This is a genomic window from Ruegeria sp. O5 (assembly GCF_056535105.1).
The window spans coordinates 1-25818 of sequence record NZ_JBQERN010000006.1 but is presented as its reverse complement, the minus strand read 5'-3'; the positions used below and the strand labels follow the sequence as shown (position 1 = coordinate 25818).

Here is a 25818-nt window from a genome sequence, read left to right as displayed (position 1 = left end):
GCGGTACATGTTTCGGGCTAAAATCAGCCAAGTGATTCTTTGTAGGTGGTTTGTTGTTCATGAAGCGCGTGGTTCTGGCCTTGTTCCTGTTTCCTGCGGCACTTGCGGCGCAAGCAACGCAGGTTTCCACGCCTCATCACCATGGTTCGGCCCAGATCGACATCGTGTTTTCTGACACCGGGTTCGCCTTGGCGCTGAGGGTGCCAAGCATGGACATCGTCGGGTTTGAAACCCCGGTTGAAAACGATGACAGCCGCACACGTGTGGCCATAGCAATGTCAAAACTTTCCGACCCGCTAAACCTGTTCGTAACCCCGTCCGAAGCTGGGTGCTCTACGGTGGCCGCCCATGTGGTTCTGACATATGGCATCACACTGCAGAGTGGTGAGGCGAACGCAGTCACAGGCTCCACAACGGCGGAGAGTCACTCGGAGTTTCAGGCGGACTATGTCATTCAGTGTCACGATATGAGTGCGCTGAACATGATCGAGTTCGCCTATTTCGCGCAGTTCAGTGGGACCGACCAGCTGAACATCCAGTTGAAAACGGGCGGGGCACAGGGCGCGGTCGACATCACACGCGCGGCACCATATCTCGATCTTCCACCGGATCGATGAGCGCTGAAATCAGCTGAAATCAAAAGGAAAACCAAAAGTGGTGTTCCGGTTTGATGCTTTGGGGATTTTGGTAGCGGAGGAGGGACTTGAACCCCCGACACGCGGATTATGATTCCGCTGCTCTAACCAACTGAGCTACTCCGCCGTGAGTGAGAGGCGATGTAAGCGAGGGGCCGGGGAGGGTCAAGAGGGAAATCGCCCTAACCGGGGAATTCTTTCACGGGCTCTGTCGCCGTTTCCTGGAAGGGCGTCTGACGGAATATCGTGGTATCCACCGTTCTGCGGATAAACGCGGCGCATATCTCCGGTTCTGTGATCAGGATCATATGACCCAGACCGTCGAGCTCTTCATAGCTCAGACCATATTTGACCATCGGCGGTCCGTGAAGGGCAGGGGACAGAAGTGCGTCCTGACGGCCATACAATATCCCACCGGGGACCGATAGCTCAGGATATCTGGCCACCAGCGCATCGCAACTGGCATCCAACCCGATAACGTCCTGCGAGGCCGTGACAAAGGCCGACGGGCGCAGCCCGAGCGCACCACCCGCACGGTCCAGAAAGTCATTTGGAGGGGTTTCAGGGTCAAATGCCACGCCCAGACTGTGCGGCGCTGTTTTTGAGGCCATGGGCACTGCAATCGTGTTGGCAATCAGACTGCGCAGCCATTTGGTCCGAATCTCGAGCGGTTTGAAGATCACCGGTGTTTCAGGCAGCCTGTGCGTTAGTGGTGCTAACAGAGCGAGGCTGGATACCCGCTCGGGGTAATCCAAAGCCAGTGCCAGCGACACCGCACCGCCCAGTGAATGCCCGACCAGCACGGCCTGATTCACGCCTTTGGTTTCAAGAAACTCAGCTATCATCGCGGCCTGCTGCGGCAATTGTGCGAGTTCTGCCGTATCCCGGGTTGAATATCCGCAACCGGGGCGATCCAGCGCGATGACGTGGAAATCCTCGGCCAGTTGATCTGCCAACGCGTAGGTAAAATGCTGTAACTGCCCAGCCAGACCATGAATCAGGATAACCGTCTGCGCGTCCGGATTGCCCTTTTCCACATAGTGGATGCTACCGCCCTGCACGGGCACGATCTGGCCCATCTGCGGCACGGTTTCTAGCCCCTGACGGGTTATACGCCGGGTCCACAGGGCCATGGTCAGAAGAAAGACGGCAAAGGCCGCAACCAGGCTAAGAAAAATTGTCATCTAGCTGTCTCCGGTCCTAATAGGGATGTATTGCTCCAATCCCGATTGTGACATGCGTTTCTGAAATTCGGCAACTGTTCCGGGCCAAAGCGTCGTGTTTTGCCCATCCGCATCAATGTACCAGGATGTGCAGCCTCCGGTCTGCCAGACACTGTCCGCGTGGCGGTCCTGCATTTCCTGTGTAAAGGCCGCCTGTTTCGCCGCATCGGGGGTGATCACCGACAGTTCCTTGTGCTGCATCTCGCTCAGAACCCGACCGATATGCCCGACCTGGGCTTCGATCATCAACACGACCGAATTATGCCCAAGCCCGGTATGAGGCCCCAGAAGGATGAAAAAGTTGGGAAAACCGGCTATCGCCGTGCCCAGATGAGCAGACATCCCGTTTGTCCAGGCCGACCGCAGCGTTAGCCCATCTGTGCCAGTAATATCCAACCTCTCTACGACATTGGTGACCTGAAACCCGGTGCCCCAGATCAGCGCGTCTGCCTCTGCCCTGGTGCCATCTGACGCGAGGATGCTGTTGCCATCGATACTGGCAACGCCGTGCGGAATGACGCTGACATTGTCGCGGGCCAGCGCCGGGTACCAGTCATTTGAACTGAGAATGCGTTTGCACCCAATTCGATAGTCCGGGGTCAGAATGCGCCGTTCTTCTGGGTCGGCAATCGCGCCTTCCAACGATTTTCGCCACATCTTCAGAGCAAAGTTCATCGCGCGTTCCTCGCCCCTGAACACGCGGTGACGAAACTCGAAGAACATGAAAATCAGTTTGCGCCGGATGCGCGGAAGCAGGGGAAGGTAGGCATATAGTTTGCGCACCCAAGGCGCGATCGGGCCGTCAGGGCGCGGCATGACGTAAGGCGCGCTGCGCTGAAAAACGGTGACGTGGCGCGCAACCTTGGCAATCTCGGGCACGAACTGAACGGCTGACGCCCCGGTGCCGACAACAGCCACATGCTTTCCGGTCAGATCGACGGTGTGATCCCATTCGGCCGAATGAAAACAGGGGCCGGGAAAGCTGTCGGCGCCGGGAATATCCGGAATGCTGGGATGATGCAGTGCGCCGATGGCCGAGACCAGAAACCGGGCCGACCAGAACTGGCCATCCATGGTTTCGACCTGCCAAAGCGTGCCATCCCATTTTGCCGATTTCAGCGCCTGCCCAAAGTGGCAAAGATCATACAACCCTTCCTGATGCGCGACATTTTGCAGATATTTCTGTATCTCTGCGCCACCGGCATAAGCGCGGCTCCAGTGCGGATTAGGGTGGGTTGCCATGGAATACAGATGCGAAGGCACATCGCAGGCGACGCCGGGATAGGTGTTCTCGCGCCACGTGCCACCGATATCTTCGGCCTTTTCCAGAATGGCGATATCTTTGATGCCACGCTTGCGCGCCTCAAGCGCCATCGTCAGACCCGAGAACCCGGCACCGATGATCAGCATCTCTGTCGTGTAGTGCATTGAAGCGCCCCTCCTGAAACAACTTTATGGATATCTGTTGCAGATGTCTGCACGTGATTGGCAGTGAAGTAGGTCACACAAGGTAAAATGACTGAACGACCTTACGTGAACAGACATGGCGAAAAACCGTCATCAGGGCGGTGTCGCTTCCTGCAAACACATATCGCAATCAGAGAGGTGAACGGCGCGTAATTCCGTCAGTCTGATTCAAAACAGGAGGATTGCCCCTTGTCGACCCGTACTCTTACACGCGCTGGTGGGCGTTCCGCGCGCCGCGCTCTTCGCACAGCGCCGAACTTCGACATGCTGCCGGGTCTGACCCGCGGCATCCCGCATTGCGAAGTTATGGACGGAAGCCAGGTTGAGGCTATCGACAAGGCCGCCATGGATATTCTTGAGAACGTCGGTGTCCAGTTCCGTGACCCGACCGCAGTGGAAGACTGGAAGAAAGCGGGGGCAAAGGTCGAAGGAGAGCTGGTCTTTCTGGACCGCAACATGGTGCGCGAGCTGATCGCGACCATTCCGGCGCAATTCACCTATCACGCGCGCGATCCGCAAAAGAACCTCGCTCTAGGCGGCAAGCACTCGATCTTCGTGCCGATGACCGGCGCGCCGTTTCTTCGTGATCTTGACGACGTGCGCCGGAACCCGACGCTGGACGATCTGGCGATGTTTCACAAACTGTCGCACATGATGCCCGCATTGCACAGCTCGGCCCATCATATCGTCGAACCTTACGACCACCCGATCAGCCAGCGGCACCTGCGCATCACTTATTCGTCGATGAAATACTCGGACAAAACGTTCATGGGCATGACCACCTCGCCCCGGAATGCCGAAGACGTGATGGACATGTGCGATATCCTTTTCGGCCAAGGGTTCATTGATGACCACCCGGTTACAACGGGCAACTGCAATGGCAACAGCCCGCTGGTCTGGGATGAAACCATGCTGGGTGCAATGCGCGCCTTCTGCCGCCGGAATCAGCCGGTTTTGTGCTCGCCCTTCGTTCTGGGCGGTGCCAATACGCCCGCATCGGTACCCGCAACCGTGGCACAGCTAACCGCCGAGGCGCTTTCGGCACTGGCTTATACGCAGGTGATCCGCAAGGGCTGTCCGGCGATTTGGGGGCATTATCTGTCAACCGTTTCGATGAAATCCGGTGCGCCGATGGCAGGGACGCCTGAAATCAGTCTGATGAATTTCATGATTGGTCAGATGGCGCGCTTTTACGATGTGCCATGGCGCACCTCGAACACGCTGGGCGGGGCCAAGACGTTTGACGCGCAGGCCGGGTACGAATCCGCCACAACTCTGGGCGCTGTTCTGCATGCAGGGGCCCACTACATCTGGCATTCGGCAGGCTGGAACGAGGCGGGGATGCATTGTTCGGTCGCCAAGTTTGTTGTGGACGCGGAACAATGCGCGATGGCCTATCGGATGGCGGAGGGGCCTAAATGGCATGATTTTGACGAAGGCTTGGCCGCAATTCCGGATGTGGGTCCCGGCGGGCACTATTTGGGGCATCCGCACACCCAGGAGAATTTTCAGACGGCTTTTTTCATGCCCGAACTGTTTGACAACAACTCGATCGAACAATGGGTGGCGGAAGGTGAAGTTGAAATCACCGAACGCGCTCTGAAATACGCGAGGAAGCTTTTAGCCGAGTATCAGGAACCAAAGTTGGACGAGGCCAAGAACGACGCCCTTCTGGACTATATCGCCCGCCGTGAGAGGGAAATTCCGGCAGCAGATGAGTTGAACCAGACTTACTGACGGTCAAGTTCATTCCTTACCGGACCGCCACTCTTTCCAGATTAGATAGCTGTTGGCGGCAAGCGAGGCGAATGGCTCGGGCGGCAAACGCGGCAAGTCCGGTTGCGCCAGAAAATGATCGGCGATGTCAGACTGCTGGTCCAACAACAGTTCAGCGATGCCCATGCCTTGCAGTGTTCCCCGTGCAATGCCCAGACCGTTCTGACAACAGGCTGAGTAGACACCGTCCTCAAGCTCGCCGAACGCAGCCGATCCATTGCGGCTGAGGCAAAGCATCCCGGCCCAGCGATGTTCCATCTGCACATCCGGCAGATGCGGGAAGCGTTCCCTAAACTTTCGGTCATGCACCCAGCCTGCATTGCGCAGTCGCATTGGACTGGTCTCGATTGTTGGATGAAAGCTGGAGCAGGTGCGGATCAGGATGCGATCCCCATAGCTGCCGGAAATGCGCCGTACTGACGTCCCCATCGGGTTCGCTGGCGTCACCGACCAGCGCGACTTCCCGCCTAGTGTCTTGATCTGCGCCTCGTTCAGCGGGGCTGTGAGCGAGGCGTAAAGGCAAATGTGCATCAATTGCCGCTGGTAGAACCCAAAGCTCTCCAGGTGGCCGTTATTGGCCAGAATTATCCGCCCGGTGCTCACCTTGGCCTTGTTGGTGCTGACCACCCAGCCTGCGCCTTGTTGTTCCAAACCGGTGACGGGTGAATGCTCGAACACTTCGATCTGCCCGGCCAGACGGGCGGATAGCGCACGCACATAAGCCGCAGGCTGAATCATCACTGTCCCCGGCGCATAAAGTCCCGAGGTATAGTGCGGGCTGCCCGTGACCTCTTGCATCTGCTGCTGATCTAAAAGCTTATGCGGCTCGCCCAGTTTGGTCAGGTGCGCGGCAAAGGCGCGGTTGTGCGCGTCGCCCGCTTTGGTGGCGGCGGCATTGTATTTGCCGCAAGGGTCGAACATCTCCTGTGGCAGCCCGCAATCCGAGGCCACTTCGGTCGCAAAGGCAATGGCCTTGCGGTTCAGCGCAATGGTGGCGCGATCTGCCTCTGATCCCTTGCCTGCGTAGTTGTCCGAGGCCAAGTCATGGGGCAGGTCGATCATAAACCCGGAATTTCGGCCTGCCGAGCTGTCCGCGAAGCGGCCGGCTTCCAGCAGAACGATTTTCAGGGAAGGATCCAATTGATGCAGCCGCCGCGCCGCGCTGAGCCCGGCAAACCCACCGCCAACTATTGTGATATCTGCGGTCAGGTTCCGTTCCAGCACCGCCAGAGGTGTTTGGGGCGGCAGAATCGCATTCCAACCCGACGGGCCTGTCTGCCGGGGTAGCCTTTTTGCGTCATGTCGACTCAATCGACGGCCTCATCCGCGTCATCGGCCAGATCGATCCAGATGGTTTTCAACTGGGTGTACTGGTCATGCGCGTGGATCGAGTTATCGCGACCCCCAAAACCCGACTGCTTGTAACCACCGAAAGGTGTCGTGATGTCACCTTCGCCGAAGCTGTTCACCGTCACGGTGCCTGCGCGGATCATCCGCGCACCACGTATGGCGCGTTTGACATTGGCCGTGAAGATTGAGGCGCATAAGCCATAGTCGGTGTCGTTCGCGATCTGGATCGCTTCATCGAAGCCCGAGACTTCAATTACCGACAAGACAGGGCCAAAGATCTCCTCGCGCGCCAATGCAGCGTCGTTGCCGGGCACTTCGACCACGGTGGCCTCGACAAACCCGTTGTCCGCTTTGCCACCGATCACCACGTTCTCGGCCTGATCCAGATAGCCACAAACCTTGGTGTAGTGGTCTTCGCTCACCAGTGCGCCCATGCGGGTTTCGGGGTCGAGCGGGTCGCCGGTGTTCCATTGTTTGACGTGATGCGCGATGCGCTCCAGCAGCTCGGCCTTCACTTTCTTATGCACGATCAGGCGTGACGAGGCCGAGCAGTTCTCCCCCATGTTCCAGAATGCGCCATTGACGATATGCGCCGCCACCCGGTCGAGGTTTTCGGCATCCTCCATCACGATGGCAGGGTTCTTGCCGCCCATCTCAAGCACCACCTCTTTGGCGTTGCTTTCCGCCGAATAGGTCAGAAAGCGTTTGCCGGTCACGGTCGAGCCTGTGAAGGACACCATGTCGATATCCATGTGCCGCCCAATGGGTTCGCCCACCTCGGTCCCGCCACCAGGTACGATGTTCAGTACACCGCGTGGCAAACCGGCCTCCATCGCCAATTCGGCAAGGCGCAGGGCCGTCAAAGTGGTTTCCATCGCCGGTTTCACAACAACAGAACAGCCTGCCGCCAGCGCTGGCCCGATCTTCCATGCCAACATCAGCAGCGGAAAATTCCACGGCAGCACCAGACCCACAACGCCGATTGGCTCGCGCACCACCATGGCGATGTGATCGTCGCTGGCGGGCGAAACCTGATCGTAAATCTTGTCAATCGCCTCGGCGTGCCACTTCAGGCAGTGGATTGTCTCGGGCACATCAACAGTTTCGCAGTCGTAGATGGTCTTGCCGCTGTCGATACTCTCCATTACCGCCAGTTCACGGGCGCTGCGAGCCATCAGTTTGGCCAGCCGGATCAGCACATCCTTGCGCTCGGCGGGGTGCAGTTTGGACCAGCGGCCATCGTCGAACGCCTCACGAGCTTTCTTGACGGCAAAGTCCACATCCTCCGCGCCACAGGATGCGATATCGGCCAGCTTTTCACCGGTTGCAGGGTTCTCTGTCGCAAAGGTCTGGCCCGAAACCGCCGGACGAAACGCGCCGTCGATAAAGGCGCCTGTCGGCAGGCTCAGACCTGCGGCGATGGATTTGTACTCGTCCTGTGTCAGCAGATCCATGTTTGTCACCCCTCAGCCACGATGTCGGCGATTGTCTTTCTCAGCACGCGCGTCACCTGTTCTAGCGCGCGCTTGTCATCTTTGTTCAGGCCCTTCAGCGGAGGCCGCATGATACCCGCGTCGATCCCGTTCATGGTGACGCCATGCTTGATGGTCTGGATAAACTTGCCGCCCTGTTCCAGCACCCGCATCAGCGGCATCATCGCTGACATGATCCGACGCCCCTTGGCAAAGTTGCCTTCGATCACGCAGGCCTGATACAGCGCCACATGTTCCGCTGGCAGGAAGTTCGAACCGCCGCAGACCCAGAATGGTGCGCCCCAGGCGAAAAACTCCAGTGCCTGATCGTCCATGCCACAGCCCAGCTGGATATGCGGATAATCCCGGGCCAACAGATGCACCCGGTTGATATCGCCCGAGCTTTCCTTGATGCCGCAGAAATTTCGGCTACGACCTACGCGGTCAAGGAACTCTTCTCCCATCATTGTGCCGGTACGGTGCGGATAGTTGTACAGCATCACCGGCAGGTCGGCGGCCTTGTCGATGGCCAGTGCATTCAGCGCGTTTTCGCGATCCGTCGGCACCGAGTAGGGCGGGCTGGCCAATAGGATGGCGTCCGCGCCGATGTCGCGCGCGCCCGCGGCCAACGCAATTGAGTCCGAAGTCAGCATCGCGCCCGTGCCAACCACCAAGGGCAACCGCCCTTTCAGGCGCTGATGCGTGAATTTGGCCAGTTCCAGCCGCTCCGCCACGGTCTGGGCATAATTCTCACCTGTGGATCCGCCGGAAATCAGGCCGTGCACACTATTTTCGATCAGGTATTCGATCACGTCGGACAGGGCGTCCCAGTTCACGCTGCCATCGTCGTGATAGGGGGTGACCACAGGGGTATATATCCCTTCAAACTTGAAAATCGGGTTCATTCCGTCCTCATGCGGGTTTCGAAAATGGTGGGATACCCATCGGCACATCCAGCGCGTCAGGCATCACGAACATCCCGATCTGATCCCGGGACAGGTTCCAGTGATCCTCGGCCAGTTTCGCCGCCGCGGCTTCATCGCGTGCCTCGATGGCTGCGATGATCGCGTCATGCTGTTGGCTGGCCAGCGACAGGTTTTCGGACATTTCAACTGTCTGTGGCCGGTAGAATGTCATGCCAATCCGTGCATGATCGATCAGCAGCCGGTTGAATGACGGCAGCAGGTAGACATTGCCGGACATCTCTCCGGTCACGTCATGAAAACGGTTGTTGGCAAGTGCGCGATCTTCGGCCGACCCTGAACGAAGGGCAGCTTTGAATGCTTGCTGAGCCGCTTTCAGTTCTTCGATTTGCGCGTTAGTCGCGTTCACTGCCGCCAGACGCAGGATGGCCCCGTAAACCATCGGCGCGGCAAGGAAGAAATCGCGCAGTGTGGTGTAGGACATTTCCGAAACACGGGCACTGCGGTTTTTTCGCAGATCCAGATAGCCTTCGCCAGCCAGTTGACGAAACACTTCGCGCAGAGGCGTGCGCGACAGGCCGAATTCATCGGACAGATGCGCCTCATCCAGATCGTCACCTGGACGAAGGCGCAGCGTCAGGATGGACATCTTCAGGTGTTCTCTGAGCGCATTTTTGCGCGACTTGGCTTCGTCTTTCATCCTTTGGCCTCACTATGTCCTGTGGCCGCCGCGTTCGAATCGCGGAGGTCACAGTTTTGTATTTCTAAAAAATACAACTTGTATACAAAAAAATCTCGTGCAGCATGGATGTCTGCAAAATAGACTCACGTTCGGGCGTCGGCCCAGTTTGGAAATGGTCCTGCTCATGCCTCAGACGCAGCACTTCGCCTTCATCCTGGTCGAGGAGTTTTCGCACCTCGCCTTTTCCTGTGCGGTCGAGCCGCTGAGAATCGCCAACCTTGTAAGTGGCGAAGAGCTGTATCGCTGGTCATTTGTATCCGAACAGGGCGAGCAGGCCGTGTCTTCCAATGGGTCCGTCACCCTTGTGCATTCCGGACTTGAGGAACTGTCCAAGTGCGATCAGCTCTTTGTTTTGTCGGGCATTCACATGCGTGACCACGTGACCCGTTCCCTTCTGGCCACACTGCGGCGCGAACGAGCGCGTGGAACGCGGATCGGGGCATTGTGTTCCGGCGCGTGGCTGCTGGCCGAGGCCGGGTTCCTCAATGGTATGCAGGCGGCGATCCATTGGGAATACCACGACGCGTTCATGGAAGCCTTTCCGGATATCAATCTGGTGCGCAGCGTCTTTGTCGCCGACGAAAAACACATTACCGCATCAGGTGGGACCGCGACCGCAGACCTGATGCTGCATCTGATTGAACGCGACCATGGCGAAGAGCTGGCCACCGATGTTGCGGATCAAATGGTCTATAACACGGTGCGTAATGCGACCGCCAAGCAGCGCGTTTCGCTGCAATCGCGCAATGGAATGCGCAATGCCCATCTGGCAAAGGCGATAGACATTATGCAGGACAGCCTGGAAACCCCAGTTTCCCCATCCTTCATTGCAGACAAATTGGGTATTTCCACCCGTCAACTTGAACGGTTGTTTGGCAAATACTTAAACACTTCCCCTAAAAGGTACTTTATGGAAATGCGGCTGGAACGGGCCCGGAAGCTGCTTTTGCAAACCGAGGCGTCGGTCACCGAAGTCGCCGTGGCCTGCGGCTTCGAAAATCCGGGTCATTTCTCTAGGGTGTACAGATCCAGTTTCGGCATCACGCCGCACGCGCAACGCAACAAGATCAACTGAAAAAGATGGGTTGCTGGTTCGCGCTTACCGGCGGGGGTGCCGCGATCTGTTGGCCTCGAACTGGCCTGATCTGGCACCCCCTGATCCTGCCGGGATACCCCCTCGTTAAAAACTGGACTAGTCAACAGACCGGCAGGATTACCCACCAATAAATCTCGATATAGGCATAAGTATATCAAGAACTTGTCATCCAGAGATTTGTTGTGCCCTGTTTCGTTAATCTACCGTTAATTTAAGGCTCAGATTGAGGCTTTGATTGTGGGTAATCTGCAATATCGACATGCGGTCGCCGCAATCTGTTCAACCTGATGGCGTGTCGTGATTTGTGTCAGGCCTCAGAGGTTTCCAAAAGGAATCTGTTTCACGGTTCAAAACAAGTAGTGAACATATCATTGAGGTTTGGTCGACCCACGCTCGGACAACGCGCCTGCTGATCATCTTTGAAGGCAAAAATACGAACGAATCCAATCCAGGTCAGAATCAAGACAGCATTCGACGGGCAACTTGACGGGTTGTGAGGAAACCCAAGTCAAGATTGCGCGCCGTTGGAATATGGCTTTGAGGCCGTAGATTGTACGTATCTGACATGCTGCGCTGACGACACTGATATCCTGTACGACCAGAAGCGATCGGAATCCGTCAGTCCAGATGATAGGACAGAAATCGTTCTGTCCCGCCGGCACTATACCCCCACTGTGCTTTGACACCGAAAACTTCTGAAACGGTTTCCAAAGACAGGGCATGTTCGGGCGGGCCAAGAGAGACCAGCCGCCCTTTTGACAAAACAGCCACCCGGTCACAGGCCATCGCCTGATTCAGATCGTGCAGCGCCATCACTGTCGTCACTTTTAGAATTCGAACACAGTTCAGGATCGACAGTTGGTGATGAATGTCCAGATGGTTGGTCGGTTCGTCCAAAAGCAAGAGTCCCGGTTGCTGAGCCAAAGCGCGTGCGATGTGCAGTCGCTGGCGCTCTCCTCCCGACAATGTCGCCCATTCTCTGTGTGCCATATCGGCCATTTCCACGGTTTGCAGGGCTTTGTCGACTTGCCAGGTGTCCTCGGCGCGCCACGGCCGTAAGGCCGACAGCCAGGGCGTGCGGCCCAGTTCGACCACGGATCGTGCAGTCACGCGTTCGGCCGTATCAGCCTGTTGTTCAACGATGGCAATCCGTTGGGCAATTTGTCTGCGCGACAAATGCGAAACGGGATGACCCGCTATGACGACTTTTCCTGAAACCGGACGTACCAACCCCGCCAGCAGGCGCATCAGCGTTGATTTTCCCGAACCGTTAGGTCCGACCAAAGCAAGTGTTTCGCCGGGCTCCACGACAAAGGATACGTCTGACAGCAAAGTCTTGCCGCGAACGGAATATGTCAGGTTTTGCGCCTCGATCTTCATCGGGCGCTCCTCTGGCCGCGCACCAAAATTACGGCAAAGGCAGGCGCACCGATCAGAGCGGTGACCACCCCAATCGGCAGAACCTGACCCGGGATGATGATGCGCGACACGATATCTGCGCCGATCAGGAAGACCGCTCCGATCAAGGCGGAGGTTGGGATAAGCCTGCGATGCCCCGGTCCCACAAGGAACCGGGCAGCATGAGGGATGACCAGCCCGACAAAGCCAATGGATCCGACGATAGAAACCATGACAGCTGTCGTGAGCGCGGTCGCAAAGATCAGGGTTGCCTGCACCCGACGTACCGATATGCCCAGGGAGGCCGCTGAATCAGAGCCGAAAATAAAGGCGTCCAGTGCTCTGGCGTGAAAGCGGCAAATGAGCCAACCGACAAGGGCCACCGGAATGGCCAGATACACATCCGGCCAGCGCACGCCGCTGAGGTTTCCCATCAGCCAGAACATGATCCCGCGCGCCTGATCGGCATTGGCGGATTTGGCGATGATGAAGGCCGTCAGCGCATTGAACAACTGAGACCCGGCAATTCCCGCCAGGACGATCTGTGCCGTCGCAACCCGTCCGCCCCCTGCGCCAGCGGCTCGGGCCAGCAACGCGACAAAACCAAAAGCCAAAAGCGCGCCATTGAACGCGCCAAAAGACAGCGACAAAGCCCCCCCACCCAAACCAGCGATGGTTACAGCCACGGCACCCGTCGAGGCCCCGGCAGAAATGCCCAAAATGTAAGGGTCGGCCAACGGGTTTCGCAGCAAAGCCTGCAACACGACCCCTGCGACAGCCAGACCGGCACCGCAGGACGCAGCGACCAGAGCGCGAGGAATCCGGTAGCTCCAGATAATACCCTGATCAATTGGGTCGACAGGAAAGTCCGCTCCGGCCAGCTTGTTGGCCAGAACGGAGAGAACCAAATCGGGCGACAGAGAGGTTTCCCCGATCATCGCGCCCGCAAGAACCGCCGCAATCAACAATGGCACGGTAAGGCACGCAGCCTTGAAACCCTGCCGTAAGATTGCGGCGGCCTCGTTCACAGGTTGTTTCCGATGGTATCCAGCTTCTCGGCCAGATCCTCCAGCGCCGGGATTGCGCGGATGGTGGCGTCCATGGCCTGCGCATCCATAATGACGATCCGGTCATTCTTGACCGCATCCATCTGGCTGGTCACCGGATCAGTGCGCAGGAACTCCAGCTTTTTCAGGTAGTCGTCCGCAGCAAAGCGACGGCGGTCCATCTTGGCGATAACAATCACCGTCGGATTGGCCTTGGCAATGGTTTCCCAGCCCACTGTTGGCCATTCTTCATCCGTCTCGACGACGTTGCGGATACCCAATTTACTCATCATGTATCCCGGTGCGCCTTTCTGTCCGGCCACAAACGGGTCGCTTTCCATTTCAGGAGAGGAAAACCAGAATACGGCTGACACATCGTCCAGCTTCACGGTTTGCGCCTTGGCGACGGCTGCGGCTTCGCGGGCCTTGTACTCGGCAACCAGGTCCGTGCCGCGTTCGGATACATCAAAGGCTGCCGCCAGTTCTTCGATACCCTGATACAGCGTATCGGTCGAGAACGCTTGCAGGCGGGTGCCATCGCCGCCGACTGTATTGTCTTTGCCGATGCAATCTGCAGGCATTACGTACGTTGGAATGCCCAGTTCGTGAAATTGCTCACGCGTGGCGACGATGCCCTCGGGTCCGACATGCCACTCATATTGCGCTGCGACCAGTCCCGGCCGCTTGGCAACAACGCTTTCAAAGCTGGGATCATTGTCTGCCAGACGCTCTACCTTGGCATTCACCTCGGCATATTCAGGCAGCACCTCGTTGAACCAGACCGAGGTTCCAAGAACCTGCTCGCCCAGACCCAGCGCATAAAGCACCTCGGTCGCGGCTTGGCCGACCGTGACTGACGACGTCACTGGCGCGTCAAACGTGACCGAGTGACCGCAGTTTTCGATAGTTAGGGGAAAGTTTCCTTCGGCGGCAGCGCTGGTAGCCAGCAAGGAAAGGCCAATCAGGCCAGTGCGTAGAAACATGACAATCGATCTCCATGTGTCAATGACCAGAGAACGGGTGAATGGGCATTTACCGAAGCAACAGACGCTTTACTGCCTGCCGTGAGCGCAGGGTAGAAAATAGACCGCCCGGCGCGTTTCTTCGGCAACCTCCCCGGACAACCCCGCCCGGTGTGTTTCGGTTTCATACCGGCAGGTCTCCTGACTGACGGGTCTTTGTCTGTCCTGTCTTCCCAGACCAAAATGGCCCAGTGACGGAAATGGACAGCGCTCGCCGCCTACAGTTGCGGGGGCAGTTCCGGTTGGCACCAAAAGGCACCTCGGATTCCCTCTTAGCCACATCGGGACCGGTAAAACGCGGGTACCTTAACACTTACCCTGCGGCAAGAAAAAACTCCGGGGTCTTTCCTATTTTCTCGCAAGAGCATGCACCTGCGCGTCTCAACATGGCGCTGATATCAGAAAAGCCGCTGAGAACGCGCCAAAATCCGGACCTAGATTCATAGTGTGTGATATTAGTGCAAATTGAGCATAAGCGTGCACGAATCAGTATTTTCTCGCATAGGTTGTGCAAAAAAATCTCTTAAAAACAATAGCTTAAAGAGAGACAAATTTGATGAAACACCATAACTGTGCAACGCGTGAAGCATAAGCGTGCAAGACCAAAATCAGGAGGCATAAGCGTGCAAAAGTAGAACAAAGACCAAGACCACTAGAAGTGCCGGCCCATGCCGCAAATATTGAAACAACACTAGTCCATCGCAAATTTGACGGGCTTCGGCGAGCATCGCACCTCGAAGACTTTTTCGAGAGCTACCCACTGCACCGAAATCGGATGTTGAGATGGCTCGGGTCAACTTCCGCTTTATCGGGCAAAGCTTCGCTTCTCTGCCGCGCAGCATCCCGACTGTACTACGTCAGCGATGCGCAGAAAGCGGCCTTTGCAAAGTTTAACGAACGGCCCAAAGCGTGGTAGGCCTGTTGCGTTGAGAACCGCTGAAATCAACCCAAAGCGGACGACGAAAAGATGGCCAATCGGCAAAGGTTTTTTGCGTTTTCCTAACAGCGGCTACTCAATTGCCTTGCGAAATGTCTCCGTCAGCCGTTTGTTCAAACCGTGATGAGGTTCGGCTGAAGAACCGTAGTGCAACTCCGCCAAAGCAGCGATGTCATTGAAAATGACTACGGAGCCGCCTTCTTCATTCGCGTAAACCAATAGTTTTTGGCAAAAGGCATCCAAACCAATTGCCGGAAAGTCCGCCATAGCCACACCACCGGGCGCTGGTCCGCCGAATAGCAAGAGAACAGCATCCGGCAGCTCCGTCCCCAGTTGGGACGCTTCGGCCGCAAAATCGATCTCCCCAAACCAGACTGTATCGTCCTGTCCCATCACAGCTGTCCTGACACGTTCCACTGCCTCTGGAACGCTGAGCTCAGATCGCAATTCGATGATGCCATGGTTTGCAACTAATCCTTTGGTCGGCGCTGGTGCTGCATCCAAGTCGTTCAGGACTTCGAGCAACTTGTTCTCAAATGCATTCAACGCTTGGGTATTGATTAGACCATGCCGAACTTTGAGAAACTGAGAGTCTGTGTATTCGATCTGCGGTCGACCATCCTGATCGAATGAAAGAACGCGAAAAGGAAGGTCCAGACCTGCACGTACGTTCTCCTCCAGTATAGGTGTGTTTACCTCTGGATCAGAGAAAACGAGTACACGAGATGCTGGCATTTCGACGCCTTCGGCCTTGGCCAGGCGCGCGTGATCTATCGATGCGATTGGAGCAGCTCCCGCTTCGGAAACGGCAGTCTCAAGCTCTAAGAAGTTTTCGTCCACCGCGGTCTGGACAGATGAAGATTGTGCAAAAGCGGATGCCGAAACTGATAAAGTTGCGATCATCGAGAAAACAAAGCCAGACCTCACCATTTTACCACTTCCTGTTTCCTCGTACTTTTTTCAGAGAAACCGCCGCCAGAGCTGCAAAAGCTATCTCGGCTGCAAGATAAAAGAGAAGTACCCCGTTCGGAACTCCATCGATAAGGATGCTTAGTATGCGCCCAACGGCCAGTCCTGACATAAACAAAAATAGAACCCACAGCGCGGGGCGTTGTAACTCTGGTTTCGAAGCAGCCGCCAACCAAAACAGAGCGTTTGCCAGGTAAAGACCCATAATCGCTCGGAACACGTGGGTTTGGTTCGTCCCTTCCACCGGAAATCTCAGCAAAACTGGGATCGAACGGCCGGGCATCAGACCGTATGATAACGCAATTGGCACGAGGCCGACGGCAGCAAGCAGAAGGACTAATCTAGCACTCATGGAGGACTCCTTCTCGTAGAGGTTTCGCTTTTTGCGAAATTCCTAGTCGGTTATTTTGGGCATCCGATGATCCGAGCCGGATGCCCACGCTGCGGTGGGAAAGGCGTATTGGTTGCCTCGCTTCCTCTACTGAGAGATGCCGCCTTCGGTTGATGTCTGTTCTTCAACATGGTCTTGATTGGCGACCGGCTTCCCGCGCGGAGGGAACTCCTCGAAAGTAGCGAGATGTGCCTGCACTAGACGGGCGGCTGGACCGAATGCCCACATTTTCTCGCCCATCCAGCGGACGTACATCCCGCTTTCATCCGCAGCTTTCTCATAAGGATCGCGGCGAAGGTTGAAAAGCAAGGGGGCGACCAACTCTTCCTTCGGGCCTGACCAGCCATGGTTTTGAACGACAAAGTGCGCTTTCCAATCGTTGTAGCGTACTGCTTGGAGGTCCGTACCCTGATAGTAGATCAGCTCGCGGCGATTGCTCTCTTTATCCTCACCTGTCAGGTAAGTTAGTTGGTTGTAGCCATCGAGATGCACTTTATAGCCTTCATATCCCTCTAGGAGCTTTTCTCTTAGATCTGTCGGACCTCCAGCCGCAGCTACAAATGTTGGCATCCAGTCCATTCCGCTGAAGATGCCATTCAAGACTTGACCTTCTGGAATTTTGCCCGGCCAGCGAATAATCGCAGGAACTCTAAAGCCACCTTCCCAAGTAGTACCCTTTTCCCCATGAAACGGTGTCGTACCACCATCAGGCCACGTCAGTGTTTCCGGGCCATTGTCTGCGGTGAACATCACTATGGTATTATCGGCGACTCCCAGATCCTCAAGGTGGCTGAGAACGTTACCAACGTTGTTGTCCAACTCCTTCATGACAACATCCTGAAGTCCGCGCCCATTGCCCAACATAGCTTCGTATTCGGGGCTGAGGTGGGTCCAGACGTGTGCACGGGCTGGAGCCATCCAGACAAAAAACGGAGTGTCCGACTCTACTGCACGAGAAATGAAGTCTTTCGTGTAAGATGTCACTTCGTCATCCAAAGTCTTTTGGCGCTCAGGAGGCGCAGGCCCGTCATCAATAATGCGCTGCTTCCCGACTTTTCCAAATCGCGGGTCGACTGTTTCGTCTACCTCCTCTGTTGCAAATGAATGAATGATGTTGCGAGGCGCAAATTGCGCGTTGAATTCTGGGTCGTCTGGCCAATCCGGATCAGACGTATATTCCATAGCATTCAAGTGATAGAGCCAACCCCAATACTCGTCGAAACCTTTTGCAGTCGGTAGGAACTCATTGAGGTCGCCTAGATGGTTTTTTCCGAACTGCCCCGTCGTATACCCCAACTTTTTCAGGAACATCGGAAGCGTTGGGTCATCTGGGTTTAAACCTACCGGATCTCCCGGCAGTCCAACCGTGTGCATACCAGTCCGTATTGGCAATTGTCCGGTCATGAAAGCTGATCGACCGGCAGTACAACTTGGCTCGGCATAATAATCTGTGAGACGAGCACCCTCAGAGGAGAGGCGATCCAAGTTCGGCGTCTCGATGCTTTTGACACCTCCGTGGTAAACGCCGACGCTCGCCCAACCTACGTCATCTGCCATGATGACAAGAATGTTGGGCGGGGTATGTTCGTCGGCCCAAGCTCCAGTGAAAGCAAAGCAGACGGCACCCGTTACTGAGATAAGCTTGTTCATTAAGACCTCCCGACTTGGTACTTCTTACCAACCATAGGAAAAACATCGGCTTAGAGGAACGGTCTGATTTGTTAACTTTTTGGGCTCAGCACCTTGGTGCAAGAAATTTCTTCGACCAAAAAGCCCGCCAAGCCGGAATTGCAAAGTCCTGGGTTGAATGTCCGGTTTGGGCTGGAAACAGTCGTCGCCGATTGAAGCAATGAGCGATTGCTTAGGCTCTGGACTCATAACCAAAACAATACGGTTGCCGCGAGCGCAATGGCCGACATGAAGATTACAGGGCATCTGTCATAACGGGTCGCGACCCTACGCCAGTCTTTAAGCCGCCCAAACATGTTCTCAATCTTGTGGCGGATTCGATAAATCTTTGTGTCATGTGGGATGATGTCCTTGCGGTTCCGGCGCGATGGTATGCAGGGTTTGATGCTTCTTTCTTTCAAGCTTTCGCGGAACCAGTCGGCGTCATATCCGCGATCCGCCAACATCCATTCCGCAGCAGGTAGTGAGGGTAAAAGTGCCCGTGCTCCGATGTAGTCGCTGACGTTTCCCGCCGTCATGAATAGCCGAATTGGACGACCCACCGCATCGGTTACGGCATGGAGTTTTGAGTTCAGCCCACCCTTGGTGCGGCCAATCAGGCGGCCGCGCCCCCTTTTTTGAGCCCCATGCTGGACGCTGTTCTATGGGTCTTCAGATGCGTCGCATCAATCATTAGCGTGCCTGTTTCATCGCCTTGAGCGGCTAATTCGGTCAGGATACGTGCAAAGACGCCCATGTGGGACCATCGAGCCCATCGGTTGTAAAGTGTCTGTGTGGCCCATAATCGGACGGAGCGTCTCGCCAGCGCAATCCATTGCGAATGACATGGATGATGCCGCTGAGAACGCGGCGATCATCGACACGCGCAACACCGCGTGGCTTTGGGAACATATGCTTGATGCGGTTGAGACGCTCTTGGTCGAGCCAGAACAGATGCGACATGGACAATCCTCCTGTCGACCTTGAATCACGATGCCTCAGGGAATGGAATCGACCATCGCAAAGGCGGCTCCGCGCGGCATTGCGGTCATCCGACAAAAACACTCGGATGACGGCACTGAGCCCAAAATGACCGATGCTGCGCTTTGCATGAATGTCCAGATCAAAGGACATCCTGAACACAACACAATCAACGGCGGTTTGACCTGAGAATGGGTACGCGCATACGCTGTCGCTAACAGAAAAAGCGACAAAGGTTTTTCCATGACATTTCAATTGGCAGGTAACGGACCCAAAATCTACGAAGAAATCATGGTGCCCCTTTGGTTTGGCCGATGGGCTGAGGCGCTTGTTGAACAGGCTTCACTAGTTTCTTCGGAACGTGTCTTGGATGTTGCTTGCGGAACAGGTGTGACAACCCGACTGGCAAAGTCAAAGGTTGGAGCAAGCGGGAAGGTCGATGGTCTGGATATCAACGCGCCAATGCTCGCCAAGGCAAAAGATTTAGCCGGTGATCTCGATATTCAATGGATTGAGAGCGATGTATGCAGCAGCGGACTGCCATCAGGGTCTTACGATGTCATTCTTTCGCAGCATGGCTACCATTACTTTCCGGAACAGCCCAAAGCTCTGAGTGAGTTCTTGCGGCTCCTGGTTCCAGGCGGGCGTTTGGCCTTCTCAATCTGGGATGGTCATAGCGCTTACACTGAAGCCCTCTGCTCTGCCGTTGCCCACCACATCTCCCCCGAGATTGCAGAAAAGCAGAGCGCTCAACGGCAGACGCCACCGGTGGAAGAATTAAGAAAACAGGTCGCGGATCAAGGGTTTTCGGATGTGGCCGTTCAGAGGCAAGAGCTGATGATCGATGTTCCGCTTGCGCCAGAATTTGTTCCCATGCATCTGGCGTCTATGCCTATTGCAGGCGCATTTCTCGCACTCGAAGAAGATGCGCAAAGTGCCTTGATTCAAGAGGTCGCGGAAATGCTCGACGCATATGTTGTGGGCGATAGACTTGTCTACCCTGACGCGGTGAATGTCGTGACAGGACGCAAATAATATCCTCGCGTCGCTCATGCCCGCGTGAATCCACAACCCAGATAGGTTGATATCTAACTGCAACGTTGCTGCGTCAGGCGCTGAAAGCAGACACTTGCGCCCGTGCAGCGAATTCACGCTGCGTCCCGCTACCCGGACATAAACGCATATTTGTTTACCGTCCGCTTCTGCGCAAAGCTGCCAGTCATGGCCTAGGTTTTGAAAATTTCGCAGTGAACGTCGGCTCTGGGGCTCTGAACTGTCATCCGACAAAATAGCGTGGATGACCAGGTTGAGCCCAACCTTCCGATATTCTGCACCGCCGCGAATGACTGCTTCTCAGTTACGCGCCTGACAGTTCCGTTTTATGTGCAGCAGCCAGCTCCGCCATACTGTTGAAGCAGAAGTCGTAGCTGGGCATCTCTCCGGGGTTCATTGTTGCCCCGAATCCTTCTTTTTCGTGACGGCGGTAAATCCAGCAATTAGAGAGCCCGTATTTGTTGGCAGGGCCATGATCGTGGAACATGCTTTCTGCTGTATGAAGAATATCCTCTTTGGCGACACCTTGCCGCGCAAGCGTTTCCAGCATGTAGTCAAAGTTTCGATCAGATGGTTTGTAGCTGCCAACGTCTTCAGCGGTGTAAACACCATCAAAGTGGACATCGAGCCGAGCGTTCGAGCCTGAAAAACTCGTGTTGTCGGTATTGGTCAAGACGACCAGTTTGTAGTGTTGTTTGAGATAGGCGAGTGCTTCACGGCTGTCGTCAAATGCAGGCCACTGGCGCACGGACAGGCCGTATGCTTGGCATTCTTCCCAAGTCACTTCGACACCCCATTCTTCAGCCAGACGACGATAAACGACTGCAAGGAGATCAAAGTATTTTTTGTTGGGTGTCCAACGTTGCGTCGTGGATTCATGATAGGCGTGCGCTTCAAGAATATCGTCGCGTGTCAGGTTTTGAGTGACCTTGTCCGTCAAGGGTTTGAGAGCTGTGACCATGCCGCTTTCCCAGTCGATCAGCGTGCCATAAACGTCGAATGCCAGAACCTTGAAGTCCATCAGTTTCATAGTTTCTCTCCTTCTTGTCGGTATGGACGATTTCGCTGAATTGTTCTCAGGCCCATCGGATCAACCCAATAATTGCTGACGTAGCGTAGAACACTTGGAGCAATAGGAACGTCCAACGCCGGTCTAAAAAAGCCCATCCTGCAAACAGTGCCGACGACACCAAGAGCAAGGAAAACCCAAGCATCTCCGCGCCGATGTTCATCGCAATCGACATCGCATAGACCATGGCCAGAATGGAGCCGATGACTTCGAACAGAGAAGTGAGCTTGCGATTGTCGCGCGTTATAGCGTTTTGATGGCTAATGTCGGTCATTGGGTGTCCTCGCAAATTTGGCTTTGCAAGATGGATAACCAAGGCTACAATATGACACAAATGAATGATTGTCATATTTTGATGCTAGTTTGTCATATGAGGAGCAACCTTGGCTGAGAGGCTGGAAATCGATGCAATGCGTGCGTTGTGCGCCATTGGCACCAGTGGCGGTGTTACCAATGCGGCGAGACAGTTGGGTGTGTCGCAGTCAGCCGTTAGTCACAAAATCAAACGGTTAGAAAGTGCGTTGGATTGCACCCTCTTAGCACGGCAATCCGGAGGACCACTGTTCACGGATGCCGGAAAACGCCTTCATGATTATGCCTTGCGTATTATCAATCTGCATGACGAAGCGCTTTCAGATTTGGGAAAGAAAAACTTGAATGGAGCCATTCGTCTGGGCATGACCGAAGATGCTACGACCAGCGACATCGCTGGAATCCTTGGTCGGTTTACGCGGTTGTACCCTTCTGTAAGTGTGCGAACGCGGACCAGCCAAAGCCTGAATGTTCAAGCCTGGCTGCAAGCAGATGAGCTTGATCTTGCGATGATGCAGGTGTTCACAGCAGACATAGAGCCCCAAGATCAGGCTCTCTTTGATGACACCCTTCATTGGGTCAAATCGAAAGACTATGAACTAGACCTCGCTCGACCAATTCCGTTTCTGTCTTTCGATACCAATTGCTTTTATCGGAAATGGGGTTTTTCGGAGGTGCTGCAAAAAGGGCGATCCTTTGAGAAAGTCCTTGAGTGCCCAAGCGCTGCAGGCATTCAATCGGGTGTTCGTTCAGGGCTTGGCATCGCCTTGTTGAACGGAATGCATGTGACAGAAGACATGGATGTGATCGAAAACCTGTTCCCATCGCCGCCTAGCATTACATTCGTTGCACGGGTCAATCCCAAAAGCAGGTCTGCTCCAGTCAAGGCACTGGTCTCAGAAATCGCACGCGAGTTTCGTGCACCTGCCTCATTGAGCGCCGCTGAATAACCGCATTGCGGACATTCACAGCAAACAACCTTACGGTTGGTTTGTCCGCAACTCGGTCATAGCGGCGATTTCGACGAACGTCCGGTGCTGATGGAAGCTGCCGTTGAAATTGCTACCCGTTTATAGGTCCAGAGCCTAGAACCTTTCGAGGACATTGCGCTAAAATTGGATTGGCCCTTGGCACGATTTGTCTGCGATAGTTTCGAGCTTTGGCATCCTGACCAACTCTACGGCTTAACACCAGCTTTCTTCAAGCCTTCGACCAAAAGCGCATTGTGTTCGGGTAGACGGAAGAGGATCAAAGCTCCGGAGACAATGCTGTCTAGGAACGCTGGGGCGAAATCCGCCAGCGCCTGCTCATGTGGCAGGCCTGCTTCGGCGCGCCCGAGGTGGGCGGCACTGGCGATCATAAGAGCCCGGCGGATCGGCGCACGCGGCGTCATCTGAATGGCGTGCTCACCCCAACGCATTGCGTCTTCAAAATCAGCGTCGGCGAAGGCAGCTTGGGCGAGCGCCAGATAGGCGTCTCCTACCCAGAGGTCAGTGTCGCGTGGGGAAAGCTGGAGGGCAAGGTGGGCATGTTCGCGCGCCTGTGTGGTTCGGCCGACCAAAGATTCATGCCAGGCCATGAAGAAGATGTTCCGGGCAAAGTTCGGGTTCAGTGTGAAGCCCAAACTGAAGTCGGCGTTGGCCCCGTCAAAATCTCCACGGAAATGACGAACCATACCGCGAACGCATAAGGCGCGCGGGTCGAGTTGACCACCAAGAAACAGAGGTTCAACGCTTTTATCAGCTAGGCCCAGGTTTTCGGTGGGGTCCTCATCGAACTGGTATAGATAACGCATCAGGTAGGCAAACGCTTTGATCCAATGGGCCTGGACGTTGCGCGGGTCGAGATCAATGGCGCGATCAGAGACCGATATGACCTCATCGAACTTATCCTGAGAGTAGAAGCCTCCCGCGTAGAAGATCGCCATTGCACGTAGCGAGAGGTCGTAGGAGTTGAAGTCGATATCTCGAGCCACAGACGCGCGATCTATTTCGGCAATGGATATCTGGGGGGCGATGGCGCCGACCACGCTGCGTGTAATCTCATCCTGTAACGCGAAGATGTCGTCTAGCGTGCGGTCGTAGCGCTCGGCCCAAACATGGGCTCCATTTGTGCAGTCGATGAGTTGGGCAGTAATGCGTACGCGGTTTTGGGCTCGACGGAGGCTACCCTCTAGCATGTAGCGAACACCGAGTTCTCGAGCGATATCTATATGGGTGACGGGGCGACCCCTGAACGAAAATGAGGAGTTGCGGGCGATGACGAAAAGCTCGGGAAAGCGCGAGAGCTCTGTGATGATGTCTTCGGAAACGCCGTCACAGAAGTATTCCTGTTCTGGATCATTGGACATGTTCTGGAAGGGCAAGACAGCGATGGAGGGTTTGTCAGTGGGTTGAGATTGGTTTTGCGTGGAATCTGATTTGCCCTCCATCGCCAATTTGTAGGCGCGAACTGGCTCGGAGATGTTTTTGAGCGCTACTTCGCCAAGGTCTATGATGTCGTGTTCGATTTTGCCTCGAACCTGCCGGCATGCGTCGTCAGACAGTATGACACCGCCTGGGTCAGCGATGCCTTCGAGTCTTGCGGCAAGATTAACACCCTCGCCATAAATGTCGCCCTCGTCCAAGATTACGTCTCCAATGTGCAACCCTATTCGGAAGCTGATCCGGCTTTCGGTGGGGCTCTCGGCTTCGGCGGCGTGCAGCGCCTTCTGGAGCGTCGCTGCGGCCTCAACGGCAGAAACGACCGAGCTAAAAAGTGCAAACAGGCCATCACCGGTAAGCTTGATAATCTCACCTCCGGCACTTTCGATACTTGGATTGATGATGTCCCGTCGTAGGTCTTTGAGACGAGCAAGTGTTCCCGCCTCGTTAGCCGCCATAAGCCGTGAGTAGCCGACCATATCGGCGGCAAGTATGGCGGCAAGTCGGCGTGTCATGCGCATTTCCCAATAGCAACCTTTTTTCGAATCTATCAAGTTCGGCAGTAGTGTGCCAACTTTCGAGAATGTCCGCTTCGGGCTGCCACCGGTCATTAATGTGAAAAGTAACGAAAGGCGACAACAAGCCCAATGCGGGCTTTGCCAACCTTTCAAATCAGCATCATCCCCGACCATTTCAGTTCGAGTTTCAATCCCTAGCGGGCAAGGCAACCTCGCCTTCCCAGTCAGAAATACGGTGCGGTAGCGCCAGGAGTTTTGACGCCACACGTGTTTTGGTCGTTCCACTTCCAGTCATCCCCGAATATTTGCCGGTGGAGGAAACAATCCGCCAGTTGTTGACGCCGAAGGCAACAACCTCCCATCTCATGGTGAACGTGTCCTCTTCTTCACCATAAACACAGACGCCACCGCCGCTGACACCGCTGGGTCCGCCGAAACCCGAGCCCACGCACCGGACAAAACCAGGATCGATTGGTCCCTCGTCAACGGTATAAGTCCCATAGTTGTCCTCTTTCCAGAACACGTCCTCGCCCGCGGAAATTTGCTCTTGGTTGACGACATAGAAGTTCGTTGCCGACACTTTCTCTGCAGCAGTCAGACAATGAGGCGCAAAGAGAACTGCGGGGATAAGCATTGAACGCAACATGTTGTTTCCTTCGACAGTGGGGCGAAACCAGCATGATAGAGACTACGAAATTTATTGCTAGGAAAGGAACGCATAGCCGGACCTGAAAAGTCAGCTTCGTCCCGCATCTCAGAGATTGCAAAGCTTAGTGATGAAGGTCCGCTTTGGGCTGCGACCCGCCGAATGCAGGTGCAGCATGCCTTCGAATTTGCAGACTAGTTTTCATCAAATACTGACTAATCGCTCAATTTGAGCATTCTCTTTGTATCGAATGCCTCGACGTAGTTTTTCTCAGTGAATGGAGAATACTGCTCTGTCGTACCTGTCCGCAGTGCAAACTGTTCAGCGAAGTCTTCCAGCTTGAGTTCGCTTTTACCCTCTAGTTTTGCTTTGGTGAGGGTGTCAATCAACAGTTCGATCACAAGGCCCCATCGATGAGCACAAGCAAAGTCCAGTCGACTTAGAAATTCCATCGTTACCAGTTGGAAGATGTCAATTTCCGCCTCGTCAGCGTAGGCGAACAAAAGCTCGCGAAGTTCATCTTTATCACGCTTAAGTCTGATTTCATCGAAGTGAACGGGGTCCACAAGCGCGTCAAGTTGTTCGTAGGAGCGTACGTATTCGAACAAAGTGGACCTGTCCCGTTTTTTTGCCGCCCCAAGTGCTCGTTTAAGCCACTTTCCTTTCGAATGCGACAGGGCTTTTCCAGCCCAATGCTGAGT

At 55.3% G+C, this 25818-nt stretch carries 21 protein-coding genes, 1 tRNA gene, 3 pseudogenes and 1 riboswitch; of the genes and pseudogenes, 6 read left to right on the top strand and 19 right to left on the bottom strand.

The features are described from left to right. Positions 1-59 precede the first annotated feature (59 nt). Positions 60-617 carry a ZrgA family zinc uptake protein gene (locus tag ACR0M3_RS10105; protein WP_480910543.1) on the top strand — a complete coding sequence of 186 codons (558 nt, stop codon included), beginning with the start codon at positions 60-62 and terminating at the stop codon, positions 615-617. Between the two features lie 68 nt (positions 618-685). Here ACR0M3_RS10105 and ACR0M3_RS10100 read toward each other — a convergent pair. The 3 genes from ACR0M3_RS10100 to ACR0M3_RS10090 form a co-directional block, all read right to left on the bottom strand. After that, positions 686-762, bottom strand: a tRNA-Met gene (locus ACR0M3_RS10100). Positions 763-817: 55 nt separating this feature from the next. After that, complete coding sequence (locus tag ACR0M3_RS10095; RefSeq protein WP_480910541.1) at positions 818-1819, bottom strand: alpha/beta fold hydrolase; 1002 nt, start codon at positions 1817-1819, stop codon at positions 818-820. Continuing rightward, positions 1820-3286: a flavin-containing monooxygenase gene (locus ACR0M3_RS10090; protein WP_480910538.1), complete on the bottom strand. Its 1467-nt coding sequence runs from the start codon at positions 3284-3286 to the stop codon at positions 1820-1822. A gap of 228 nt (positions 3287-3514) precedes the next feature. On the opposite strand from ACR0M3_RS10090, the gene ACR0M3_RS10085 reads away from it, so the two are divergent. Next, the gene (locus tag ACR0M3_RS10085; protein WP_480557700.1) at positions 3515-5062 is read left to right on the top strand and encodes a trimethylamine methyltransferase family protein; all 1548 of its coding nucleotides are present in this window, start codon (positions 3515-3517) and stop codon (positions 5060-5062) included. Positions 5063-5071: 9 nt separating this feature from the next. Here ACR0M3_RS10085 and ACR0M3_RS10080 read toward each other — a convergent pair whose 3' ends face one another. From ACR0M3_RS10080 to ACR0M3_RS10065, 4 genes are read right to left on the bottom strand one after another with little or no spacing between them, the layout of a single operon-like run. Continuing rightward, positions 5072-6412, bottom strand: a complete 1341-nt coding sequence (locus ACR0M3_RS10080) for an NAD(P)/FAD-dependent oxidoreductase (protein WP_480557698.1) — start codon at positions 6410-6412, stop codon at positions 5072-5074. Next, positions 6409-7905 carry an aldehyde dehydrogenase gene (locus ACR0M3_RS10075; protein WP_480910535.1) on the bottom strand — a complete coding sequence of 499 codons (1497 nt, stop codon included), beginning with the start codon at positions 7903-7905 and terminating at the stop codon, positions 6409-6411. Before ACR0M3_RS10075 ends, ACR0M3_RS10080 begins: the two co-directional genes overlap by 4 nt. Positions 7906-7910: 5 nt before the next feature. Beyond that, positions 7911-8828, bottom strand: coding sequence for a dihydrodipicolinate synthase family protein (locus tag ACR0M3_RS10070; RefSeq protein WP_480910532.1), 918 nt, complete (start codon positions 8826-8828; stop codon positions 7911-7913). A gap of 7 nt (positions 8829-8835) precedes the next feature. Continuing rightward, positions 8836-9546 carry a GntR family transcriptional regulator gene (locus tag ACR0M3_RS10065; protein ID WP_480557693.1) on the bottom strand — a complete coding sequence of 237 codons (711 nt, stop codon included), beginning with the start codon at positions 9544-9546 and terminating at the stop codon, positions 8836-8838. 166 nt (positions 9547-9712) lie between these two features. On the opposite strand from ACR0M3_RS10065, the gene ACR0M3_RS10060 reads away from it, so the two are divergent. Continuing rightward, positions 9713-10663: a GlxA family transcriptional regulator gene (locus ACR0M3_RS10060; RefSeq protein ID WP_267365279.1), complete on the top strand. Its 951-nt coding sequence runs from the start codon at positions 9713-9715 to the stop codon at positions 10661-10663. Between the two features lie 891 nt (positions 10664-11554). Here the strand turns inward: ACR0M3_RS10060 and ACR0M3_RS10055 are convergent. The 7 genes and pseudogenes from ACR0M3_RS10055 to ACR0M3_RS10025 all read right to left on the bottom strand — a co-directional run. Continuing rightward, a pseudogene (locus tag ACR0M3_RS10055) lies at positions 11555-12064 on the bottom strand (ABC transporter ATP-binding protein); the annotation flags it as partial. Next, positions 12061-13110 (bottom strand): FecCD family ABC transporter permease, encoded by a 1050-nt coding sequence (locus tag ACR0M3_RS10050; RefSeq protein WP_480910530.1) that lies wholly within the window; start codon positions 13108-13110, stop codon positions 12061-12063. The pseudogene ACR0M3_RS10055 and the gene ACR0M3_RS10050, both read right to left, overlap by 4 nt. Continuing rightward, positions 13107-14111, bottom strand: coding sequence for an ABC transporter substrate-binding protein (locus tag ACR0M3_RS10045; protein WP_480773124.1), 1005 nt, complete (start codon positions 14109-14111; stop codon positions 13107-13109). The genes ACR0M3_RS10050 and ACR0M3_RS10045 overlap by 4 nt, the downstream gene beginning before the upstream one ends. 153 nt (positions 14112-14264) lie before the next feature. Continuing rightward, a riboswitch (cobalamin riboswitch) is annotated at positions 14265-14457 on the bottom strand. 702 nt (positions 14458-15159) lie between these two features. After that, positions 15160-16017, bottom strand: coding sequence for a DUF302 domain-containing protein (locus tag ACR0M3_RS10040; RefSeq protein WP_170582983.1), 858 nt, complete (start codon positions 16015-16017; stop codon positions 15160-15162). Between the two features lies 1 nt (position 16018). Continuing rightward, on the bottom strand, positions 16019-16408 hold the full coding sequence (locus tag ACR0M3_RS10035) for a DUF4345 domain-containing protein (RefSeq protein WP_480901144.1): 390 nt from the start codon (positions 16406-16408) through the stop codon (positions 16019-16021). A gap of 126 nt (positions 16409-16534) precedes the next feature. Beyond that, positions 16535-18097 carry an arylsulfatase gene (locus tag ACR0M3_RS10030; RefSeq protein ID WP_480910527.1) on the bottom strand — a complete coding sequence of 521 codons (1563 nt, stop codon included), beginning with the start codon at positions 18095-18097 and terminating at the stop codon, positions 16535-16537. 224 nt (positions 18098-18321) lie between these two features. After that, a pseudogene (locus ACR0M3_RS10025) lies at positions 18322-19078 on the bottom strand (IS5 family transposase). A gap of 42 nt (positions 19079-19120) precedes the next feature. Between ACR0M3_RS10025 and ACR0M3_RS10020 the strand changes: the two are divergent. Next, a complete protein-coding gene (locus tag ACR0M3_RS10020) occupies positions 19121-19285 on the top strand; it encodes a hypothetical protein (protein WP_480910524.1) in 165 nt (54 codons plus the stop codon). A gap of 54 nt (positions 19286-19339) precedes the next feature. Next, positions 19340-20131 (top strand): class I SAM-dependent methyltransferase, encoded by a 792-nt coding sequence (locus ACR0M3_RS10015; RefSeq protein ID WP_480623452.1) that lies wholly within the window; start codon positions 19340-19342, stop codon positions 20129-20131. Between the two features lie 322 nt (positions 20132-20453). Here the strand turns inward: ACR0M3_RS10015 and ACR0M3_RS10010 are convergent, their stop codons facing one another. Together ACR0M3_RS10010 and ACR0M3_RS10005 are read right to left on the bottom strand one after the other, a co-directional pair. After that, the gene (locus ACR0M3_RS10010; RefSeq protein ID WP_480519620.1) at positions 20454-21179 is read right to left on the bottom strand and encodes a haloacid dehalogenase type II; all 726 of its coding nucleotides are present in this window, start codon (positions 21177-21179) and stop codon (positions 20454-20456) included. A gap of 46 nt (positions 21180-21225) precedes the next feature. Next, positions 21226-21492, bottom strand: coding sequence for a hypothetical protein (locus ACR0M3_RS10005; protein WP_480519622.1), 267 nt, complete (start codon positions 21490-21492; stop codon positions 21226-21228). A 109-nt stretch (positions 21493-21601) separates the two neighbouring features. Between ACR0M3_RS10005 and ACR0M3_RS10000 the strand changes: the two genes are divergently transcribed. After that, positions 21602-22480, top strand: a complete 879-nt coding sequence (locus ACR0M3_RS10000) for a LysR family transcriptional regulator (protein ID WP_480519624.1) — start codon at positions 21602-21604, stop codon at positions 22478-22480. A gap of 227 nt (positions 22481-22707) precedes the next feature. On the opposite strand, the gene ACR0M3_RS09995 is transcribed toward ACR0M3_RS10000, so the two are convergent. The 3 genes and pseudogenes from ACR0M3_RS09995 to ACR0M3_RS09985 form a co-directional block, all read right to left on the bottom strand. Next, on the bottom strand, positions 22708-24468 hold the full coding sequence (locus ACR0M3_RS09995; RefSeq protein WP_170556818.1) for an adenylate/guanylate cyclase domain-containing protein: 1761 nt from the start codon (positions 24466-24468) through the stop codon (positions 22708-22710). Between the two features lie 190 nt (positions 24469-24658). Continuing rightward, complete coding sequence (locus tag ACR0M3_RS09990; RefSeq protein WP_480474019.1) at positions 24659-25117, bottom strand: hypothetical protein; 459 nt, start codon at positions 25115-25117, stop codon at positions 24659-24661. Positions 25118-25332: 215 nt separating this feature from the next. Beyond that, positions 25333-25818, bottom strand: a pseudogene (locus ACR0M3_RS09985) (hypothetical protein); the annotation flags it as partial.

Coding starts and splice junctions, on each gene's coding strand:
- ACR0M3_RS10105 (WP_480910543.1), top strand. CDS start 60: ATGAAGCGCGTGGTTCTGGCCTTGTTCCTGTTTCCTGCGGCACTTGCG.
- ACR0M3_RS10095 (WP_480910541.1), bottom strand. CDS start 1,819: ATGACAATTTTTCTTAGCCTGGTTGCGGCCTTTGCCGTCTTTCTTCTG.
- ACR0M3_RS10090 (WP_480910538.1), bottom strand. CDS start 3,286: ATGCACTACACGACAGAGATGCTGATCATCGGTGCCGGGTTCTCGGGT.
- ACR0M3_RS10075 (WP_480910535.1), bottom strand. CDS start 7,905: ATGGATCTGCTGACACAGGACGAGTACAAATCCATCGCCGCAGGTCTG.
- ACR0M3_RS10070 (WP_480910532.1), bottom strand. CDS start 8,828: ATGAACCCGATTTTCAAGTTTGAAGGGATATATACCCCTGTGGTCACC.
- ACR0M3_RS10065 (WP_480557693.1), bottom strand. CDS start 9,546: ATGAAAGACGAAGCCAAGTCGCGCAAAAATGCGCTCAGAGAACACCTG.
- ACR0M3_RS10060 (WP_267365279.1), top strand. CDS start 9,713: ATGCCTCAGACGCAGCACTTCGCCTTCATCCTGGTCGAGGAGTTTTCG.
- ACR0M3_RS10045 (WP_480773124.1), bottom strand. CDS start 14,111: ATGTTTCTACGCACTGGCCTGATTGGCCTTTCCTTGCTGGCTACCAGC.
- ACR0M3_RS10040 (WP_170582983.1), bottom strand. CDS start 16,017: ATGGTGAGGTCTGGCTTTGTTTTCTCGATGATCGCAACTTTATCAGTT.
- ACR0M3_RS10035 (WP_480901144.1), bottom strand. CDS start 16,408: ATGAGTGCTAGATTAGTCCTTCTGCTTGCTGCCGTCGGCCTCGTGCCA.
- ACR0M3_RS10030 (WP_480910527.1), bottom strand. CDS start 18,097: ATGAACAAGCTTATCTCAGTAACGGGTGCCGTCTGCTTTGCTTTCACT.
- ACR0M3_RS10020 (WP_480910524.1), top strand. CDS start 19,121: ATGGAATCGACCATCGCAAAGGCGGCTCCGCGCGGCATTGCGGTCATC.
- ACR0M3_RS10015 (WP_480623452.1), top strand. CDS start 19,340: ATGACATTTCAATTGGCAGGTAACGGACCCAAAATCTACGAAGAAATC.
- ACR0M3_RS10010 (WP_480519620.1), bottom strand. CDS start 21,179: ATGAAACTGATGGACTTCAAGGTTCTGGCATTCGACGTTTATGGCACG.
- ACR0M3_RS10005 (WP_480519622.1), bottom strand. CDS start 21,492: ATGACCGACATTAGCCATCAAAACGCTATAACGCGCGACAATCGCAAG.
- ACR0M3_RS09995 (WP_170556818.1), bottom strand. CDS start 24,468: ATGACACGCCGACTTGCCGCCATACTTGCCGCCGATATGGTCGGCTAC.
- ACR0M3_RS09990 (WP_480474019.1), bottom strand. CDS start 25,117: ATGTTGCGTTCAATGCTTATCCCCGCAGTTCTCTTTGCGCCTCATTGT.